This window comes from Trichlorobacter thiogenes, assembly GCF_900167465.1.
GTDB classification, from domain to species: domain Bacteria; phylum Desulfobacterota; class Desulfuromonadia; order Geobacterales; family Pseudopelobacteraceae; genus Trichlorobacter; species Trichlorobacter thiogenes.
Genome location: NZ_FUWR01000001.1, coordinates 570333 through 588461 on the forward strand (window position 1 = coordinate 570333; position 18129 = coordinate 588461).

The following is an 18129-nucleotide window of genomic DNA, read 5'->3' on the forward strand; positions in this document are numbered from 1 at the left end:
AAGGTTACGTATACTCAGGGAGGTCATGACCATGGAACAGCTTGAGCATTTTCTTGCCGTTGTCAAAGAAACCGTTAATTCGGTCACACAGCCGGTTGGCGTTACCATTGTCAGGGACCTTGCACTGATTGCAGGTAAGAAGATCCGGGTCAAGGGGCAGCGTCTGACCGTCTGCCAGCAGATCGCCTACAGCCGGATGTACGGCTGGTCCACCTGGACAGACAAGAACAGCGCCCATTGTGTGCTGGGGGCTGGTTGTGTCGGCCTGATTACGCCGCCGCAACGGGTGCTGGATGGTTCGGTTAATAACGGCATCTATCAAAAGGATCAGGCTGCTGCCGCTGCCATGCAGCAAGCCATGCCCCGCCTGGCACCTGATGTACAAGGGCTTTTGACCTATCCCCTGGCCCGTCCGGTGGAAGGTATGGTTCCTGATCTGGTGGTGCTGTATGTTAACTCAGCCCAGGCCATGCGGTTTGTACAGGCCTTCCTGTTTCACAAAGGGGGCGAGTTTACCATGAAAAGTTCCGGCGATGCCGGGGTCTGCTCCCGGGCCGTGGCCCAGGTTGCGCTGACCGGCGAGCCCACGGTGGAGATCCCCTGTCTGGGTGATCGCCGCTTTGGCATGACCCAGGACCATGAGCTGTGCATCGGCATCCCGTTTGCCTGGCTAGGGCGGACTGCAGAAGGGCTGGCAGCCACCCACAAGGCCGGTATCCGCTACCCGGTGCCGTTCCAGATCCCGTCCGGCTGCGACTTACCGCCGGATTACATCACTGCTGAAGGTGATTGTTAATGAACATGGACCCCCTGTTGCTGCCGCTGTTTGTGGTGAATATCCTGTTGGTGCTGGTGGATGCCTCGGTGGGCTACCACCTGGCCCCACTGCTGTTTCAGGCAGGTGGCGGCGATCCCGATGCAGCTGAATCCGGTGTGGGCTCTGTTCGCAAACTGCTGACCGGCGTGGTGCTGCTGTATATGTTTTTCAACTGCTTTGCCTTTTTCCGCTATAATGGTCCGTTGCTGCTGTTGGTAACCTGCCTGGTGCTGTTTGATCTGGGCGGCCAGCTGTACATCCGCCACCGCAGCAAAAACCATGCTGATGCTGAGGATCAATAACTACGTTTAACGAGTTTGTTTTGTCTGGCAACAACCTATATTTTACGCAAAAGGAGTTTCACGCACATGGCTGAAAAATTTATCTTTACTTCTGAATCCGTATCCGAAGGTCACCCTGACAAAATGGCTGACCAGATCTCTGACAGCATCCTTGATGCGATCCTGGCCCAGGACCCAAAGGCCCGCGTGGCCTGCGAAACCATGGTGACCACCGGTATGGCCGTAATTGCCGGTGAAATCACCACTACTGCCGTGGTGAACTATGCAGAGATCGTCCGTAACACCATCAAGGAGATCGGCTACTGCGGTTCTGAAACCGGCTTTGACTATGAGACCTGCTCAGTACTGGTCTCCCTTGACCGCCAATCCCCGGACATTTCCCAGGGTGTCACCGAGGGCGAGGGGATGTTCAAGGAGCAAGGCGCTGGCGACCAGGGCCTGATGTTCGGCTATGCCTGCAACGAAACCCCGGAGCTGATGCCGATGCCGATCCAGCTTTCCCACCAACTGGTCAAGCGTCTGGCAGATGTGCGTAAATCCGGCCTGCTGAAGTTCCTGCGTCCTGATGCAAAATCACAGGTCTCGGTTGAGTATGATAACGGCAAACCGGTGCGGGTCAACACCGTAGTTATCTCCACCCAGCACACCCCTGATGTAAGCCATGAAACCATTGTTGAAGGGGTCATGGATGAAGTCGTCAAGAAGGTGATCCCTGCCCATCTGATGGACAGCGAGACCCGTTTCTTCATCAACCCCACCGGCCGTTTTGTGGTGGGTGGCCCCATGGGCGACTGCGGTCTGACCGGCCGCAAGATCATCGTGGATACCTATGGCGGCATGGGTCGTCACGGCGGCGGCGCCTTCTCCGGCAAAGATCCTTCCAAGGTTGACCGTTCCGCTGCCTACATGGGCCGCTATGTTGCCAAGAACCTGGTGGCCGCCGGCCTGTGCGAGCGTTGCGAAGTACAGGTGGCCTATGCCATCGGTGTGGCAGAGCCGGTCTCAATCATGGTCAATGCCTTTGGTACCAGCGTAGTGTCTGAACACCGTCTGTCAGAACTGGTGCGGGAAGTCTTTGACATGCGTCCCCGCGCCATCACCGAGCAGCTTGACCTGCTGCGTCCGATCTATCAGAAGACTGCTGCCTATGGTCACTTTGGCCGTGAACTGCCTGAGTTTACCTGGGAAAAAACCGATAAGGCAGAGATCCTGAAACAGAAGGCTGGACTGTAACCGGAGCCGTCAATCCTGACGTTTATGCAAGGGGCGGTCTCCAAAGAGATCGCCCCTTTTTCGCGATGATTGACAAACATCTAATGTATACAGTAAGGTAGCGCACTTTTTTTGACAGAGGGGTGGAACATGGCGAAGACTTTTAAAATTGCGGTCCTGCCGGGTGATGGTATCGGACCTGAGGTGATGGCTGAGGCAACCAGGGTACTGGACGTGATTGGCCAGAAATACAACGTAACCTTTGAAGGCACCTTTGCCAATGTGGGCGGTGCGGGCATTGACAATGAGGGCAAGGCGTTGCCCCAGACCACCATTGATATCTGCAAGGATTCCGATGCAATTCTGTTCGGTTCGGTGGGCGGCCCCAAGTGGGAAACCCTGCCCCCGGATGAGCAGCCTGAGCGAGGCGCACTGCTGCCGCTGCGCAAGATCTTCGGTCTCTACGCCAACCTGCGTCCGGCCATTATCTTCCACTCCCTGACCGGCGCTTCATCGCTGAAAGAGGAAGTGATTGGCGGCGGCTTCAACGTACTGGTTATCCGCGAGCTGACCGGCGGCATCTACTTTTCCCAACCGAAAGGGATTGAGGGTGAAGGCCGCAACCGGATCGGCATCGACACCATGAAATACAGCGTGCCGGAGATTGAGCGGATCACCCATGTTGCTTTTCAAGCAGCCCAAAAGCGGGGCAAAAAGGTCTGCTCCATTGACAAGGCCAACGTGCTTTCCTCTTCCGTGCTCTGGCGCGAAGTGGTGATTGATATTGCCAAGCAGTACCCTGATGTGGAGCTGTCCCACATGTACGTGGATAACGCTGCCATGCAGCTGGTCAAGTGGCCCAAGCAGTTTGACGTGATCCTGTGCGAAAACATGTTCGGCGATATCCTCTCCGACGAGGCAGCCATGCTGACCGGTTCTTTGGGGATGCTCCCCTCTGCCTCCCTGGCTGAAGGTAGCTTTGGCATGTATGAGCCATCCGGTGGTTCAGCACCTGACATCGCTGGTCAGGGGATTGCCAACCCAATCGCCCAGATCCTGTCCGCTGCCATGATGCTCAAGTTCTCCTGTGGCATGGTTGAGGCGGCTGACGCCATTGACACCGCTGTGGAGACTGTGCTGGATCAGGGTTACCGTACCCGCGACATCTTCCAGAACAAGTCGGGCGAGAAGCTGGTGAATACCAAAGAGATGGGCGACGCCATTATTGCGGCGCTTGGCTAAATTACAACTCTTCACAAAGGAGTGATCCCTATGAAAGTCGGAATCGTTGGTTGGCGCGGCATGGTCGGCTCGGTCCTTATGCAGCGGATGCAGGAGGAGAACGACTTTGCCCTCGGTTTTGAGCCGGTCTTTTTCACCACCTCCCAGGCAGGTCAGCCTGCCCCGATGGGGGCAGGCACCCTGAAAAAGGCTGATGATATTGAAGAGCTGAAAAAGCTGGATGTAATCATCACCTGCCAGGGGGGCGATTATACCAAGGCGGTCCACCCGGAACTGCGCAAGCAGGGCTGGAACGGCTACTGGATCGATGCGGCCTCCACCCTGCGGATGGAAGATAATGCCGTGATCATCCTTGATCCGGTTAACCGCAACGTGATCGATAAGGCGTTGGCCAATGGCCAGAAAGATTTTATCGGCGGCAACTGTACGGTAAGCCTGATGCTGATGGGCCTGGGCGGTCTGTTCCGGGCCGGTTTGGTGGAGTGGATCTCCTCCATGACCTACCAGGCAGCCTCCGGCGCAGGTGCCCCCAATATGCGTGAACTGCTGTCCCAGATGGGAGTTTTGCAGGGTGTGGTGGCTGAAGAGCTGAAGGACGCCGGTTCTGCCATCCTGGAAATCGACAAGAAGGTGACTGAAACCCTGCGTGATGGCTCCATGCCAACCAAGGAGTTCGGCTTTCCGCTGGCAGGCAACGTACTGCCCTGGATCGACCGTGAGGTTGAGGATGGCCAGAGCCGCGAAGAGCTGAAAGGGTTCCAGGAGACCAACAAGATCCTGGGTTCCCACAACCCGATCCCGGTGGACGGCATCTGCGTACGGGTTGGTGCCATGCGCTGCCACAGTCAGGCCATCACCATCAAGCTGAACAAGGACCTGCCACTGGCTGAGATTGAGTCGTTAATCGCCAATGACAACCAGTGGGTCAAGCTGATCCCCAACAACAAGGCCGACAGCCTGGCCGGTCTGACTCCGGCTGCGGTCTCCGGCACCCTGACTGTACCGGTCGGCCGGATCCGCAAGATGAAGATGGGCCCCCAGTACGTGCAGGCCTTTACCTGCGGCGATCAGTTGCTGTGGGGTGCTGCAGAGCCGTTGCGCCGGATGCTGCGCATCCTGCTGGAGAAGTAGAAACGGTCTTTTTTCGTTTTATATGCTGTATCAAGCCCCCGCGCCGCTTCTGGCCGGGGGTTTTGCTTATCCCGTTTTTTTTCTGTGAACTCTGTGTCCTCTGTGGCAAAAGATTAGTATGCGAACAATTAAACTCATCATCCAATACGACGGCACTAACTACTGCGGCTGGCAAGAGCAGACCAACGGCATCTCAATCCAGGAAACCGTAGAGCTGGCCCTGGCCAAAATCCTCGGCAAACGGGTGCGGGTACAGTCATCCGGTCGCACCGATGCCGGGGTCCATGCCGTTGCCATGCCGGCGGTGTTTCGCACTGAATCAACGATCCCGCTCAAGGCATTTGTGGATGGCGTCAACACCCATCTGCCGCAGGATATTGCGATCCAATCTGCCGAAGAAGTTCCTGCCGATTTCCGTGCTATCGGTGGTGCCCGGGCCAAGACCTATCGTTACACCATCTACAACAGCCCGATTCGTAGCCCACTTAACTGTCGTACCTCCTGGCAGGTGCGAGACACACTGGATTTACAAGCAATGCGGCAAGCGGCAGACTATTTTGTGGGTGAGCATGATTTCGCTGCGTTCCGTGGCGCCAATTGCAGCGCGGTTACCAGCCATCGCAGGATTGATGCTGTCCTGATCAACCAGCAGGGGGCGTTTATTACCATTGATGTTACCGGTGGCGGATTTCTGAAGTATATGGTGCGGATCATGGCCGGGACTCTGGTGGATGTGGGGCGAGGCCGCTTTGCCCCAGAGCATGTAGCCACCCTGCTGGCAGAACCGGACCGACAGCGAAGTGGTGTGACAGCACCGCCTCAGGGGCTTTGCCTGCTGCAGGTCGTATACCCTGATAAATCCGTCATGCAAAAAACTGAATAAATTGCCTTGACTCTGGGAACACGCTTAAGTAAAATCCGGTTCTACTTTACCGTAAGTAATGTAGAATTTTTATAACGATTTGTTTTTACATTATTTTTTAAAGTTCTATTCGCCGTTGCGTATATGCTTCGACGCTGTGTAGACACAAAAACAAAACAGGAGGTAGTAAGATGTCAGAGTACGGAACTTTGCAAGACCGCGTTCAGTGCAAATCACTGCTGGACAAGGTAAAAACCCCCGAGCAGTGCATTGATTTCTTCAAAGACGGCATGAACCTTGGCTGGTCAGGCTTTACTCCGGCTGGTTACCCTAAAGTGGTACCTATCGCCCTGGCTGAGCATGTTGAGAAAAACAATCTGCAAGGCAAACTGAAGTTCAACCTGTTCATCGGCGCCTCCGTTGGTGCAGAGACTGAAAACCGTTGGGCAATCAACGACATGATCGATCGTCGCTGGCCATATCAGACCGGTAAAGACATCGCTGCCGGTATCAACGCCGGTCGCATCCGGATGGGCGATAAGCACCTTTCCCTGTTTGCTCAGGATCTGGGCTATGGTTTCTACACCAAGGATTCCCCAACCGGCAAGCTGGACCTGGCCATTATTGAAGTTTCCGAGATTCTGGAAGACGGCAGCCTGGTTCCGACCTCTTCCTGCGGCGTTATCCCAGAAATCCTGATGATCTGCGACAAGGTCATTATCGAGGTAAACACCGGACAGCCTTCTTTCAAAGGTATCCACGACCTGCTGACCCCCCTGACACCGCCTAACCGTCAGGTGTTCAACATCACCCGCGCTGATTCCCGCATCGGTTCCATCTCCATCCCTTGCGATCCGAGCAAGGTTATTGCCGTGGTTGAGTCCAAACTGCGTGACCAAGGCCGTGCCTTTGCTGAGCAGGACGACACCTCTGAGGCAATTGCCAACCACATCATTGACTTCTTTACCCATGAAGTGAAGGCTGGTCGCCTGCCCAAGAACCTGCTGCCGATCCAGTCCGGTGTTGGCTCCATTGCCAACGCTGTTATCGGTGGTCTGGCAAAAGGTCCCTTCCAGAACCTGACCGTGTTCACCGAAGTTCTGCAGGACACCATGCTGGACCTGTTTGACTCCGGCAAGCTGGATTGTGCATCTTCCTGCTCACTGTCTCTGTCTGCCGACCCGGGCTTCCCGAAATTCTTTGCCAACATGGACAAATATTTCGACAAGATCACCCTGCGTCCGCTCTCCATCTCCAACGCACCTGAGCCGATCCGTCGTCTGGGTTGTATCGCCATGAACACCCCGGTTGAGATTGACATCTTTGCACATGCCAACTCAACCCTGGTTGGCGGTACTCGGATGATCAACGGCCTGGGTGGTTCCGGCGACTTCCTGCGTAACGGCTACCTGAAGATGATGCACACCCCTTCAAGCCGTCCAAGCAAGACCGACCCAACCGGTATTTCTTGCGTGGTGCCACACTGCTCACACATTGACCACACTGAGCACGACCTGGACTGCGTGATCACTGAGCAGGGCCTGGCTGACCTGCGTGGTATGGCTCCTAAGGACCGTGCCCGCCGGATCATTGAGAAGTGCGCACACCCAGATTACAAAGCTCAGCTGACCGAGTATCTGAACATTGCCGAGGCAGATTGTCTCAAGCGCAAGGTTGGCCACGAGCCACAACTGTGGGATCGTGCCTTCAAGATGCACCTCAACCTTGAGAAGAACGGCACCATGAAGCTGAAAAACTGGGACGTTAAAGTCGATCTCTGCGAATAGCAGCATCATTAGATAGTTGTATAAAAAACCCCGCCGGTTTTCCGGCGGGGTTTTTTATTTCTCTCTGTCAGATTTTGCAATAAAATTCCTCCTTGCGCTTAGGCAATAAAGTGCGTAAGATCTCAAATTCATGATATCCGCTCTTCTATTCAGGGCATATTCCACACGGGAGTTCATTCATGGCAGACGCAGTTAACGGCTTCCAGGGTGAGATTGCCGGTCTTTCGCTCGCCGACGTCATCCAGATCAAGGGACATAATCGCTATTCAGGCTGCATTACGGTGGAATATCTGGATCACCGCGGTGCGATCTATTTTGTCGATGGTGAAATTATCCATGCCGAGCAGGCCTCATTCAGTGGTGAGGATGCCATCTATGAGATTCTGAAGTGGCCTGGCGGCAACTTCAGCCTTGCACCAGAGATGACCACCAACGTCTGCACCATCCACTGCAGTCTTAACTTCCTGCTGCTGGAAGCACACCGCAGGATGGATGAAGAAAATAATGCTGCTGCAACTGCTGCTCCTGAAGAATCATTTGCGGATGTAATTGAAACCAGCGAACGCCGTAAAGAGCCCCGGCCGGTTGATCCGGCAAGCCCGCAACGCACCATGAGTGCCGCAGCTGCCAGGGTTATGCAGATTGATGCCATTACCTATGCCGTGTTGCTGGATAAACAGGGGCATCCGATTCAGGATGACAGTATGGAGGCTGAGGCACTATCAGCCAAGACCCTCTTTCTGGCCCAATCAGGCAACACCTTGGGTGATTTTCTTGGCTTGGGAGAGCTTAAATCGGCTGCTGTTCAAACCCAGCATTTTGATCTGCTGATGTATGATTCAAAACAGCACTATTTAGGTGTTGCTGTGGCTGCCGGCAACAAACTGGATGCCATTGAAGCTGAGATCAGAACCGCTCTGGTACCGGGGAGGTAGGGTTCATGCAGACTATCCTGCAACAGATAACCGCAATAGACGGCGTAATTGGCAGCACTATCTACAATGATCAGGGCAAGATCCTTGCTGCAGCCTGTCCGCTCATACTTGATGAAAAGCAGCTTGGTACTGCTGCCGGAACAATACTTGACTGTCTGCACGCACTTCAGATTTCACAAACCATGTCCAGCATGGAACTGCGCTTTTCCGAAGGTCGGCTGATTGTCAGACCGTTAATCGGCGCCTTCATCAGCGTGCTCTGCTCAAAGAATGTTAACACGTCCATGGTTAACATAACCCTGAATCTTGCCCTGCGTAAGCTTGAACAGTTGGTCCCTAAACCTGGTGCGGCACCGGTTGTGGCAGCAACGACTGCCAGCGGCACTGAAGGTATGATGTTGCGGATTGCCCATCTCCAGAAAGGTGATGTCAGCAGCAGTTTTGATCAGCTGGGTATGGTTGCCGTCAGTCAGGCAACAGCCAAACATATTAGTAACTTTTTTGGAAAATCCAGCAAGAAATTCAAGGTCATCACTGATGCAGGGGGCGGGGGCGTTTTCCCGGTCATGATTATCAATGATGTTGAAATGCAGTATGATAATGCGCTGGTGGTTGGACCCGGTATTGAACGCAAACTGAAGGTCGAAGAGGGAGCTAAAATTACCATCGAACTGGCCTGAGATATCTTTGAATTACGGACGTAAGACAAGGGAGGTGACGTTAGTCGCCTCCCTTGTCCTGTTCATGGGCGCGGGGATGGGCCTTGTCATACACCTTCAGCAACTGATCAATCCCGACGTGGGTATATTTCTGCGTGGTTGACAACGAAGAATGCCCCAGTAGCTCTTGGATTGAGCGCAGGTCAGCTCCTGCCTCAAGCAGGTGGGTAGCAAAGGTGTGACGTAAGGTGTGGGGTGAAACAGACTTAAAAGTTGAGATTAGCTTCGACCATCGCTTGACCAGCTCTGCAACAGCCCTGCGGTTAATTCGAGCGCCACGGCTGCCAAGAAAAAGCGGAGCATTATCATCAGGGTGGCCCCGTTCAGCCAGATAGCGTTCCAAGGCCACCAGTGCAACTGCACCTATCGGAACAATCCGCTCCTTACTTCCCTTCCCTAGCACGCGTACCATACCGGCAGCGCGATCAACATCCCCGATTGACAGATTAGTCAGTTCGGAAACACGCAAACCACTTGAGTAGAGCAGCTCAAGAATAGCGGTATCCCTGTTTTTACATGGCTCATCACCAGCCTGTTGTGGCGGTGCTTCAACCAGCGTAACTATCTGGTCAATGTTTAGGTGGAAGGGAAGCCGCTGTTCACGCTTGGGTGTGGCAATCAACTCAGCCGGGTTAACCTCAAGCTGTCTGGTCCGTATCAACCAAGCAAAAAATGCCCTGATAGCTGCCAGCTTTCGCCCAATGCTACTCTTTGCATAGCAGTTTGGGTGAAGCTCGCTGACGCCGTTTAAGCGGGCCAGATAAAGTCGTAGCAGCAGGTGATCAACATCTGAGGCAGTACTGCCCTCACCACGCTCCTGACAGACAAATGCAGTAAATCTGCTCAGGTCATTACGATATGCAGCAATGGTATGGAGCGAGGCATTACGCTGCGTTGCCAGAAATTCAAGAAATGCGGCAACCTGTGCTGATAGCCCTGCCATCGGTAAAGCTACTTGAACTCAGGCAGGGGAGAGGTTATCTTCCAGCCTTCACCAGCTTCAGGATCCTGTGGATTTTCCTCCAGCAATACCCAGGTTTGATGATCGGTGATGGTTTTTAAGCGATTGTCAGGCAAAACAAAATAGTCAAATTCTACCGTGGCCTCTGCCTTCTTTTTCTCAGTCATGCACTGCTTGGCCAGAATGCGGTAGTCAACCATTGATACATTACGTCGACGGATCGACTCAGCTGTCTTATCAAAAGCAGGACGTTGCTTTGGAGTAACAAAAACAATACCAACCTTTTCTGCCTCGTTCCAGCGGACCATGCGACTGTAATCCTTGATCATCTTGTCACAATTTTCCTGGCTTTTCATGTTTCTATAAGCAGCGCATCCGCCAAACAGTAATGGTGCAACAAGCAACAAAACAACAAACCTGATTTTCATTGAAAAACTCCCTTCATGGGGGCGGTTGTGCCGCCCGTAATTTTAAGGTATAAAGAGGTGCATTTTGCCCAACAAAGGAACGTCATGCTGCACTCATTAATTCACTGGCTACTGGAAACCATCGGTTCTATGGGGTACCCCGGCATCTTTTTACTGATGGCCATGGAAAGCTCCATCATCCCGGTCCCCAGTGAACTGGTGATGCCACCGGCTGGTTATTTAATCCATCAGGGGCGGATGGACTGGCTGCCGACCATTCTGGCTGGAGCCTTTGGCAGCCTGGCCGGTGCCTATGCCAATTACTATGCCGCCCATTATCTGGGACGTCCCCTGATTCTTAAATATGGCCGCTATGTACTGATTCCGCCGGACAAATTTCAGCGAGTTGAAGCATTCTTTCTACAACATGGTGAGATATCAACCTTTATTGGCCGGCTGCTGCCGGTAATCCGACATCTGATCTCTATCCCGGCTGGCGTTGCCGGTATGAACCACCTGCGTTTTTCTCTCTACACCCTGTTGGGAGCTGGTCTCTGGTGCAGTATCCTGACTTGGATCGGCTATGCCATCGGCCAGAATCAGGAACTGGTTGTGGCCTGGTCCCATCGTGCCCTGCTCTGGGTCGTACTTGCCAGCTGCGGGCTGGTGGCATGCTACGTCTGGTGGCATCGCCGCCGCAGGCATTAAACCGTAATACGCCTTGAAAGGCAAAGGAAATCAAATGGAAACAACCCGCATCGGACGCATTCACTATCTTGCGCCCAGCTTTGAAACAACATCCCCGGCAACGATTCAGGGCTTCACAACCCGCCATGAAGGTATCTCGCGACCACCTTACAACTCATTAAATTTGGGTATGAATACCGAAGATTCTCCCCATAATGTTGAAGGAAACCGCAGCCTGCTGGCCCGGGCCTTTGGCATTACCCAGGAACGTCTGGTCACCGTTCGCCAAAATCATGGCACCGATATTCTGGTTATTGATGCACCCAACGATGATTTTTCCCACTTTACCGGCCTTGAGGCGGATGCCATCATCACCAATCAGCCCGATGTGATGATCGGGGTCACCGTAGCAGACTGCGTGCCGATCCTGCTTTTTGACCCGATTAAAAAGGTCATTGCTGCGGTTCATGCCGGGTGGCAGGGCACCGCAGCACAGATCGTATTACAGGCGGTGGAAGGGATGGCCAAGATTTTTGGCTGCCGTACCAAAGATATACAGGCTGTTATCGGCCCCTGCATCAACTCCTGCTGCTATGAGGTAGACCAACCGGTTAAAGATGGATTTAAAAACCTCACGGTGCTCTGGAATGCCGTTGCTGAGCCGACAGGAGCCGGTAAGTGGCGCCTTGATCTTGCCTTGGCAAACCGGATGCAACTGGAGGATGCCGGCCTGCGGGTTGATGCAATCCAGACGCTCGGTCACTGCGTCTGCTGTCAAAAAGAATGGTTTTTCTCCTATCGTCGTGACGGGGGAGAAACCGGACGTCAGATGGGCTTTATCATGCTGAAGGAAGCCTAAATGCTGGCCAAGGTCCTGAGTGCCGCCGTTGTCGGTATCGACGCTATTCTGGTTGATGTTGAGGTGGATATTGCCCAGGGCTTGCCTCAATTTTCCACGGTGGGACTACCGGACGGTGCGGTAAAAGAAAGTAAGGATCGGGTCAAGGCAGCTTTAAAAAACAGTGGCTATGATTTCCCTCCACGCCGGATCACCGCAAACCTGGCACCGGCAGATCTGAAGAAAGAAGGATCTGCCTTTGATCTACCGATCTCCATCGGCATCCTGGCTGCCACTGGAACCATCACCGGTGATCGCCTACAGCGCTATATTCTACTGGGTGAACTCTCCCTTGATGGCAGCCTGAAGCCGGTGCGGGGCGCCTTGCCGGTGGCGGTAGCTGCCCGCCAGGCTGGACTTTCTGGTCTAATTCTGCCGGTTGAAAATGCTGCCGAAGCTGCTGTTGTTGAGGGGATTGAGGTACTGCCGGCTGCCACCTTGGCCGTTGTGGTTCAGTTCCTGCGTGGTGAGCTGGAGATCATACCCAAACAGATTGATCTGCATCAACTCTTTCAGCAACAGGAAGAGCATGGTGAGGATTTTTGTGAAGTGCGGGGACAGGACCATGCCAAGCGGGCCATTGAGGTCTCAGCTGCGGGGGGGGCACAACCTGCTCATGTTATATATAGGTGGACCCATAGTGGAGGGGTTCATTTATGCGTAAAGCCTACAGTTACAAGCGATTCAGCACACCAGAGCAGCAAAAAGGGTTTTCTTCTGATCGTCAGAATGATGGGACAGAACTGTACTGCCAGAAAAACAATCTTGAATTGGTAGCCAGTTATGACGACCTGAAAGGGGTTTCAGCTTTTCGCGGCAAGAATACCACAGGGGACCACAGACTAGCAGCATTTCTAAAGGATGTTCAGGCGGGAAGCGTACCAGCTGGCAGCGTCCTTATTGTGGAATCATTGGACAGGTTGAGCCGACAACCCCCGATGAACGTTATTATAACTATTATCGGGCCTATCATCCTTGCTGGTATTGATATAGTTACGCTCTACCCTAGTCCTAAAATATTTACGCAGAAAAATATGGAGAATGACCCGCTGTACTTACTTGAAATCATCTTTATGGCTAGTCGTGCCAACGAAGAAAGCAAGGTTAAGTCAGAGAGAGGCAAGGACAACTGGTACAGAAAACGCAAAGAGGCGAACAGCAATCCTTTGACCTGCAGAACTGTTGGATGGGTTGAGGTGGTAAAAGATGCCGCCGGTAACCGTACCAGAATAGAATTGATCCCAGACAGGGCAGCAGTTGTGCGAAGTATATTTGTAGATAGTCTAGCCGGTAAGGGTCAAGAGTCTATAGTTCGAAGCCTTAATGCAAGCAAAGTCCCTTGCTTTGGTAAAGCTAAGCAATGGCATAAGTCATATATAGCTAAGATACTCTCTAACCCTGCTGTCATAGGCACATACGAAGCACATACTAAAGTGGATGGAGTAAGAGTACCGCAAGAGCCAGTGAAAGGGTACTACCCTGCTATTGTCTCAGAAGAGGATTTTTACAGAGTCCAGCAAAAACGGCAAGCGCATTGTGTTAAAGGGCAAAAAACAGAGATTAAAAACATACTAAGTAATCTGGGTAAGTGTCCCGTATGTGGTGGTACTATGACCAGAAAGTACAGCGGCACTCGCAAGGGTAAGAGTAATGGAGAGAGTCTAGTTTGTGTTGCGGCTAAGGTTGGGGCCGGTTGTGAGTATCACAGTGTCAATTACAACATGGTGGAAAAGTCACTGATTGCGGGATTATCTACAGCCAAAATAACAGCAACTAGACCCGTAAAACTTATGGCAGAGATTTTGCGGCTAAAGAATGCTGTTGATGAGCGTCAAGGGCAATTAGATAACACCGTGGACGCAATCACAGCAGGCAAACTAGTTGATGAACTGCAGGAGCAGTTGCAGATAACTGGACAGTACGACGGTGTACCTATAACACTGGTTCAAGTTGTAGCTGGTTTGGAGCGTGATATTGCGAATTATAATACACGGATTGACACGCTAACCCGCAATGCAAAACTGACACAACCGGTTATTATAAAGCAGCAGGTAACTAGATTACGGGCATTAGTTCGGTCTGAGGATATTGACAGGGCAGCTATAAACGCAGTACTGCATGAGTTGTGTGAAGCCGTGGTGGTTGATTACAATCAGATGGTGTTACAGTTCATGTTCCGGTTTGGTTCAGTTGTTGAGATTCCATTGTGTAAAACTATTTAAGAAATCTTGCTATTTTTAGGAAAAGCAATCGCTTTTATCGTTTATTGAATCAAAATCTATATATATTTAACGAAAAAATGGTTTAACAAGTTTCTCCTTGGGTAAACCTGCTGAAGGGATGCCATAAACACCGGTACCGCCCCAACCTTCTGTCTTTACTACAGTTCTTTCATGTATGCCGCTTTGATCTCTTCGGGCTGGATGCCCAGATAGGTTAAAGTCTGTTTCTGGGTTGCGTGGTTAAACATCTGCATGAGTGTTGGTATGTCAGTGCCAAACTGCGTGCGGTGCATATAGCCAAACGTCTTACGCAGCGTATGGGAACCATAGTTACCCTTGAGATTGATCTGGTTGCACCACCCTTTAACTATCTTGTTAATGTACGGGACCGTCAAAGCGGCTTTGCCTTTGCGGGATTGGAATAGTGGTTCCTGATCCTGAACGTCTGGCATTGTAGCCAGTAGCAGTTGAATAACGTTATAGACTGCATTGTTGACAGTAATGCTGTTGTCTTTACCTGTCTTCTGTTCTTTTATAATGAAGTGGTCACCAGCCTGCAGGTGCTTAACCATGCCAACAGTAAGGGCTACCAAGTCACTTGCACGCAGCTTAGTATTGATGCCAATGGTGAATATGGCTAAATCTCTGGGATTGTCTGCTAAGAGCTTCTTAATGGCTTTAATGTCTTTCAGTTCTTTGATCGGCTCAACCTTGATGGAGTCGCCTGCTTTTGGATGATTGGGGTTCATGGTCACAGCCTCCTGCGTATGCTAAGTTTCTTTCACTCAATGACTAATACTTAGCATTCAGATTCTGTCTTGTCAACGACTAAAATACAAAAAAGACCGCTAGCCCTTATAAACAGTGGGGTTGTGGTCTTTTCTCTAATGCTAACTTTTGCGTATTAGTTGGCATTCAGGTTTTTTGCTAGGCAGATTTGACAAAAGGGAAATGGTGTATACAATAAACAAAAATTTTAAAAGGAGACTTCATTGAAACGCATACTTCTAGGACTGGTTTTGACCTCTGTTTTAACTTCTGGATGTGCCCCTACTAAATTGTGTAAGCCTGGAGGGGATTTCTCTGGAGATATGTATTCTTGTAAACTCAGGGCAAGACAGATGGCACAATTCGGGGATGTATATAATCCGTTCGTGGAACAGTCAGAACTAAGAGATTGTATGAGTTATAAAGGATGGTCGAAGTGTTCTGAATAATTTACTTAGAGAGGAACCACTCACGGTCTCTAGGGCAGTTGCTACAGAGTTCTTCTAAAACTTCTAGCAGAGCAATGGGACCGTGTATCGCCTGCACGCTGGCAGCTTGTTCTGGCCAGTTTTCAACAAAATTGAGGCAATGGGTACAGGGCATTTAAAAACACCTCCTAAGGGGTTGTAGAGCTTCTGGGGTTGTATAGCAGATTCATTGAGTTTGGAGAAGAAATTTAATGTTGCAATAATAGCTAGTTATCTATGAATAGATAGTTATTTACATAAGGCTGGCGCAGAAATTGCTTGACAAAAAATCGAAAGTATGATAAAATCAACACCGTGTCCTGGGAAAAATTTAATAGTAAATTTTTAGCAAGATAAACTTACGGGCATATGTAGCGGTTTTCATAATTTTACTTATAAAATTAACTTTTAGATAAATTGAAAAAAGAGGAGCCGGAGGCCCCCCTTTTTCTTTTATCATTTATAAATAGGTTGCAATCCCTGCAACGGGGACTATGAAATTTAGGTTACTGCACATGTGCCTATCCTCTGCAGGTGGGTTGCCCTACAGATTTAAGCTCTTTATTCGGTTATTCTAGTGTGTAAAGATTCCCACCCCCAACTTCTGAAAGAGTTGACGAGACAACATGGTAATCCTTGCCCATGATGTTTAGGGTACTGTCAGTAAGCATTTCAAATGTGAAGAACTTCCTTGTTTCATTATCCCAAAGGCCCGCCACAGACCAGCCAAGTCCACTTACCGCCTTAATCCCGTCTGACTCAACTTTATTTTTCATCCTTCTGATTGCTATGGTGGCTTGGCTGTAATTCCCTTCCAGATCTTTGTAGTAAACGGTTGTTTTTTCACCAGCTAGATTAAATGGTCCTGTTAAGACTGATTTGAGATTTATCATTTTAGTTCTTTCTTAAAGAGAGTGCCGTTCCGGCAGTGTTTTTGTATGTTATTTTTTACTTCAACTATTCGGCGGCTTTGGCTGTTCCGTCGGATGCTCCACAGCCAGCCGCTGAATAGTTAATTAAAGGGTGGAGTTCGGGTCAAAAAGCTCCACTTAAAGATTTAATTACTCGCGCGAGCGTTTCAAACTCATAAATCTCTAACTCTGCGATGTTTTTTAAGATGTCACTAAACCTTTGGGAAAAAATTTTGCCGTTATATTGGTTTGAAATACTCATGTTAGTAATCCCTCTCTTGAGATTGAATCTCTATTAAGTCGTCAATCTGGTCTTTGATTAGATATAGGTCTTCTAGGCTAGCTTGTTCCAAAATTGTACAGAGCGAGTCAATTTTATTTGATGATAGTGACATTTTTAGTTCTCCTGTTTATGATGTTTTTTTATGATAGAAATCATGTGTTAAGGTTGAATAAATCAACTGTAAAGACAACTATTGTATGTATTCAGAGGATAGCATTAATAGCAAAGTGGTAGTAGTAGTTGCTCTTCTTGGTTCTCTTCTATATTAATTACTTTAGATTCACTATATTTCTTCTCAACTAGTTCTATTATTGCGTTGTACTCGTTTTCTTCAAACTCAACTTTCCGCTTAAACATAATATCTACAAGTTTCTTTATCTGGTTTGCTCTCATTGGTTTTTGGGGAATAACTTTATCCAGTAGTCTAGGCTCTGATTCTTTTAACCACTTCTTCCATTGGGGAAGGATAGCTTTTCGGCTTTTGTTAGAATCTGTGCTTTTGGGATCTCTAAACTTAATGTCAAACTGTCCAGCAATGTAGGATTTAATAAGCTTTTCAAGGTTAGCTCGATCTTTCCTCCACTCTTGGAAAAACTGCCTAGCGTGCCTACCGGAATATTTTATTTCTGCACGTACTATTTTACTGAGGGATAGATTATGGAATTTTCCAGCTTCATACAAAGATAGTTGAGGAGATGAGCCGAAATTGATTGTTCTGATACTATCCTTTGATTTAAAGGGTGCTGATTGCACAGTTTTTGCAGTAACTAGTTCAGCTTGGTAACACTTCCAAAGCTGGAGGAATGAGAGTTCATCGGTATCAATTTTTGCATGGATGTCGGATACCGTGTATTTATCGTTGATTAGTTCGCATATTTTCTCGACGTTGATACAGGCGTGATCGAATGCTGAACCATTAATCTCTATGCTACATTGATAATATTTAGCTAGTGGATTCCAGAACACTATAATCATATTTTTGAAATTAAAAGCATACTCATAGTGTCTCTTTGCCGATGTCTGATTTTTAAGTTTAACAAAGTTATCAAGGTTTAGGCTAAACAGTTCAACTGTCATTGTGTTAATATCAGTTTCTGTTATTGATTTATTATCATTATTAGGATAAAACCTTAATTGATGAAGGCCTGCTATGTTCATTTAGTTCCCTTCAATTAAATTAATTGAAGTATTAGTAGTAATACCTCACTTAATATATATACTAGTTAGTAGTAAAATTTATTAGCAGAAATCAGGAAGGTTTTTGCGAGGTTCTTTAAAGGATGTTTATTGGCTGGTAGAATGTATTTACTAGTGTTTATTGTGGAACGTGCGAGGATTACCCTTAACTAAGATTAGTTAAGACTTGGTTAGATCTCAAATCTGACCAAGTCTGATTTTACGCTAATGGTTATTGCAAAAACAAATAGCAGCCATTTTGGCAATTATGCCCTGAAAAATGAAATATAGATTGTGCTGGTGCATGTTGGTATAAGTATAAAGAAGGAGTAAATGAGGTGG

At 49.6% G+C, this 18129-nt stretch carries 17 protein-coding genes and 1 pseudogene; 13 read left to right on the top strand and 5 right to left on the bottom strand.

Annotation, left to right across the window (positions count from 1 at the left end):
- The first annotated feature begins 31 nt into the window (after positions 1 to 31).
- The 9 genes from B5D39_RS02765 to B5D39_RS02805 all read left to right on the top strand — a co-directional run bounded on the left by B5D39_RS02765 (position 32) and on the right by B5D39_RS02805 (position 8968).
- Positions 32 to 796, top strand: a complete 765-nt coding sequence (locus B5D39_RS02765) for a DUF169 domain-containing protein (protein WP_078788855.1) — start codon at positions 32 to 34, stop codon at positions 794 to 796.
- Positions 796 to 1119, top strand: a complete 324-nt coding sequence (locus B5D39_RS02770) for a hypothetical protein (protein WP_078788856.1) — start codon at positions 796 to 798, stop codon at positions 1117 to 1119. The genes B5D39_RS02765 and B5D39_RS02770 overlap by 1 nt, the downstream gene beginning before the upstream one ends.
- Positions 1120 to 1185: 66 nt before the next feature.
- A complete protein-coding gene (gene metK, locus B5D39_RS02775) occupies positions 1186 to 2352 on the top strand; it encodes a methionine adenosyltransferase (protein WP_078788859.1) in 1167 nt (388 codons plus the stop codon).
- A gap of 129 nt (positions 2353 to 2481) precedes the next feature.
- Positions 2482 to 3573 carry a 3-isopropylmalate dehydrogenase gene (leuB, locus tag B5D39_RS02780; RefSeq protein ID WP_078788860.1) on the top strand — a complete coding sequence of 364 codons (1092 nt, stop codon included), beginning with the start codon at positions 2482 to 2484 and terminating at the stop codon, positions 3571 to 3573.
- Positions 3574 to 3603: 30 nt separating this feature from the next.
- Entirely contained in the window at positions 3604 to 4704 is a 1101-nt protein-coding gene (gene asd / locus B5D39_RS02785) for an aspartate-semialdehyde dehydrogenase (protein ID WP_078788862.1), read from the top strand.
- 118 nt (positions 4705 to 4822) lie between these two features.
- Complete coding sequence (gene truA, locus B5D39_RS02790; RefSeq protein WP_078788863.1) at positions 4823 to 5587, top strand: tRNA pseudouridine(38-40) synthase TruA; 765 nt, start codon at positions 4823 to 4825, stop codon at positions 5585 to 5587.
- A gap of 170 nt (positions 5588 to 5757) precedes the next feature.
- Complete coding sequence (locus B5D39_RS02795) at positions 5758 to 7353, top strand: acetyl-CoA hydrolase/transferase C-terminal domain-containing protein (RefSeq protein WP_078788864.1); 1596 nt, start codon at positions 5758 to 5760, stop codon at positions 7351 to 7353.
- A gap of 179 nt (positions 7354 to 7532) precedes the next feature.
- Positions 7533 to 8288 (top strand): DUF4388 domain-containing protein, encoded by a 756-nt coding sequence (locus tag B5D39_RS02800; RefSeq protein ID WP_078788865.1) that lies wholly within the window; start codon positions 7533 to 7535, stop codon positions 8286 to 8288.
- Between the two features lie 5 nt (positions 8289 to 8293).
- Positions 8294 to 8968: a hypothetical protein gene (locus B5D39_RS02805; RefSeq protein WP_078788866.1), complete on the top strand. Its 675-nt coding sequence runs from the start codon at positions 8294 to 8296 to the stop codon at positions 8966 to 8968.
- A gap of 40 nt (positions 8969 to 9008) precedes the next feature.
- Here B5D39_RS02805 and B5D39_RS02810 read toward each other — a convergent pair whose 3' ends face one another.
- Both B5D39_RS02810 and B5D39_RS02815 read right to left on the bottom strand, forming a co-directional pair.
- Positions 9009 to 9950: a tyrosine recombinase XerC gene (locus tag B5D39_RS02810; RefSeq protein ID WP_078788867.1), complete on the bottom strand. Its 942-nt coding sequence runs from the start codon at positions 9948 to 9950 to the stop codon at positions 9009 to 9011.
- Between the two features lie 8 nt (positions 9951 to 9958).
- Positions 9959 to 10324, bottom strand: coding sequence for a hypothetical protein (locus tag B5D39_RS02815; RefSeq protein WP_208610533.1), 366 nt, complete (start codon positions 10322 to 10324; stop codon positions 9959 to 9961).
- Positions 10325 to 10483: 159 nt separating this feature from the next.
- Here B5D39_RS02815 and B5D39_RS02820 point away from each other — a divergent pair, with 159 nt between their 5' ends.
- The 4 genes and pseudogenes from B5D39_RS02820 (at position 10484) to B5D39_RS17395 (ending at position 14182) form a co-directional block, all read left to right on the top strand.
- On the top strand, positions 10484 to 11083 hold the full coding sequence (locus tag B5D39_RS02820) for a DedA family protein (protein WP_078788982.1): 600 nt from the start codon (positions 10484 to 10486) through the stop codon (positions 11081 to 11083).
- 34 nt (positions 11084 to 11117) lie between these two features.
- The gene (gene pgeF, locus B5D39_RS02825) at positions 11118 to 11921 is read left to right on the top strand and encodes a peptidoglycan editing factor PgeF (protein ID WP_078788869.1); all 804 of its coding nucleotides are present in this window, start codon (positions 11118 to 11120) and stop codon (positions 11919 to 11921) included.
- Positions 11922 to 12287, top strand: a pseudogene (locus B5D39_RS17435) (magnesium chelatase domain-containing protein); the annotation flags it as partial.
- Between the two features lie 329 nt (positions 12288 to 12616).
- Entirely contained in the window at positions 12617 to 14182 is a 1566-nt protein-coding gene (locus B5D39_RS17395) for a recombinase family protein (RefSeq protein ID WP_078788870.1), read from the top strand.
- A gap of 158 nt (positions 14183 to 14340) precedes the next feature.
- Here B5D39_RS17395 and B5D39_RS02840 read toward each other — a convergent pair whose 3' ends face one another.
- The 3 genes from B5D39_RS02840 to B5D39_RS02850 all read right to left on the bottom strand — a co-directional run bounded on the left by B5D39_RS02840 (position 14341) and on the right by B5D39_RS02850 (position 17769).
- Positions 14341 to 14931, bottom strand: coding sequence for a tyrosine-type recombinase/integrase (locus tag B5D39_RS02840; RefSeq protein ID WP_078788871.1), 591 nt, complete (start codon positions 14929 to 14931; stop codon positions 14341 to 14343).
- Between the two features lie 1055 nt (positions 14932 to 15986).
- A complete protein-coding gene (locus tag B5D39_RS02845; RefSeq protein ID WP_078788872.1) occupies positions 15987 to 16310 on the bottom strand; it encodes a hypothetical protein in 324 nt (107 codons plus the stop codon).
- Between the two features lie 517 nt (positions 16311 to 16827).
- Positions 16828 to 17769, bottom strand: a complete 942-nt coding sequence (locus B5D39_RS02850; RefSeq protein WP_078788873.1) for a replication initiation factor domain-containing protein — start codon at positions 17767 to 17769, stop codon at positions 16828 to 16830.
- Positions 17770 to 18129: the final 360 nt, after the last annotated feature.

Coding starts and splice junctions, on each gene's coding strand:
- B5D39_RS02765 (WP_078788855.1), top strand. CDS start 32: ATGGAACAGCTTGAGCATTTTCTTGCCGTTGTCAAAGAAACCGTTAAT.
- B5D39_RS02770 (WP_078788856.1), top strand. CDS start 796: ATGAACATGGACCCCCTGTTGCTGCCGCTGTTTGTGGTGAATATCCTG.
- metK (WP_078788859.1), top strand. CDS start 1,186: ATGGCTGAAAAATTTATCTTTACTTCTGAATCCGTATCCGAAGGTCAC.
- leuB (WP_078788860.1), top strand. CDS start 2,482: ATGGCGAAGACTTTTAAAATTGCGGTCCTGCCGGGTGATGGTATCGGA.
- asd (WP_078788862.1), top strand. CDS start 3,604: ATGAAAGTCGGAATCGTTGGTTGGCGCGGCATGGTCGGCTCGGTCCTT.
- truA (WP_078788863.1), top strand. CDS start 4,823: ATGCGAACAATTAAACTCATCATCCAATACGACGGCACTAACTACTGC.
- B5D39_RS02795 (WP_078788864.1), top strand. CDS start 5,758: ATGTCAGAGTACGGAACTTTGCAAGACCGCGTTCAGTGCAAATCACTG.
- B5D39_RS02800 (WP_078788865.1), top strand. CDS start 7,533: ATGGCAGACGCAGTTAACGGCTTCCAGGGTGAGATTGCCGGTCTTTCG.
- B5D39_RS02805 (WP_078788866.1), top strand. CDS start 8,294: ATGCAGACTATCCTGCAACAGATAACCGCAATAGACGGCGTAATTGGC.
- B5D39_RS02810 (WP_078788867.1), bottom strand. CDS start 9,950: ATGGCAGGGCTATCAGCACAGGTTGCCGCATTTCTTGAATTTCTGGCA.
- B5D39_RS02815 (WP_208610533.1), bottom strand. CDS start 10,324: ATGAAAAGCCAGGAAAATTGTGACAAGATGATCAAGGATTACAGTCGC.
- pgeF (WP_078788869.1), top strand. CDS start 11,118: ATGGAAACAACCCGCATCGGACGCATTCACTATCTTGCGCCCAGCTTT.
- B5D39_RS17395 (WP_078788870.1), top strand. CDS start 12,617: ATGCGTAAAGCCTACAGTTACAAGCGATTCAGCACACCAGAGCAGCAA.
- B5D39_RS02840 (WP_078788871.1), bottom strand. CDS start 14,931: ATGAACCCCAATCATCCAAAAGCAGGCGACTCCATCAAGGTTGAGCCG.
- B5D39_RS02845 (WP_078788872.1), bottom strand. CDS start 16,310: ATGATAAATCTCAAATCAGTCTTAACAGGACCATTTAATCTAGCTGGT.
- B5D39_RS02850 (WP_078788873.1), bottom strand. CDS start 17,769: ATGAACATAGCAGGCCTTCATCAATTAAGGTTTTATCCTAATAATGAT.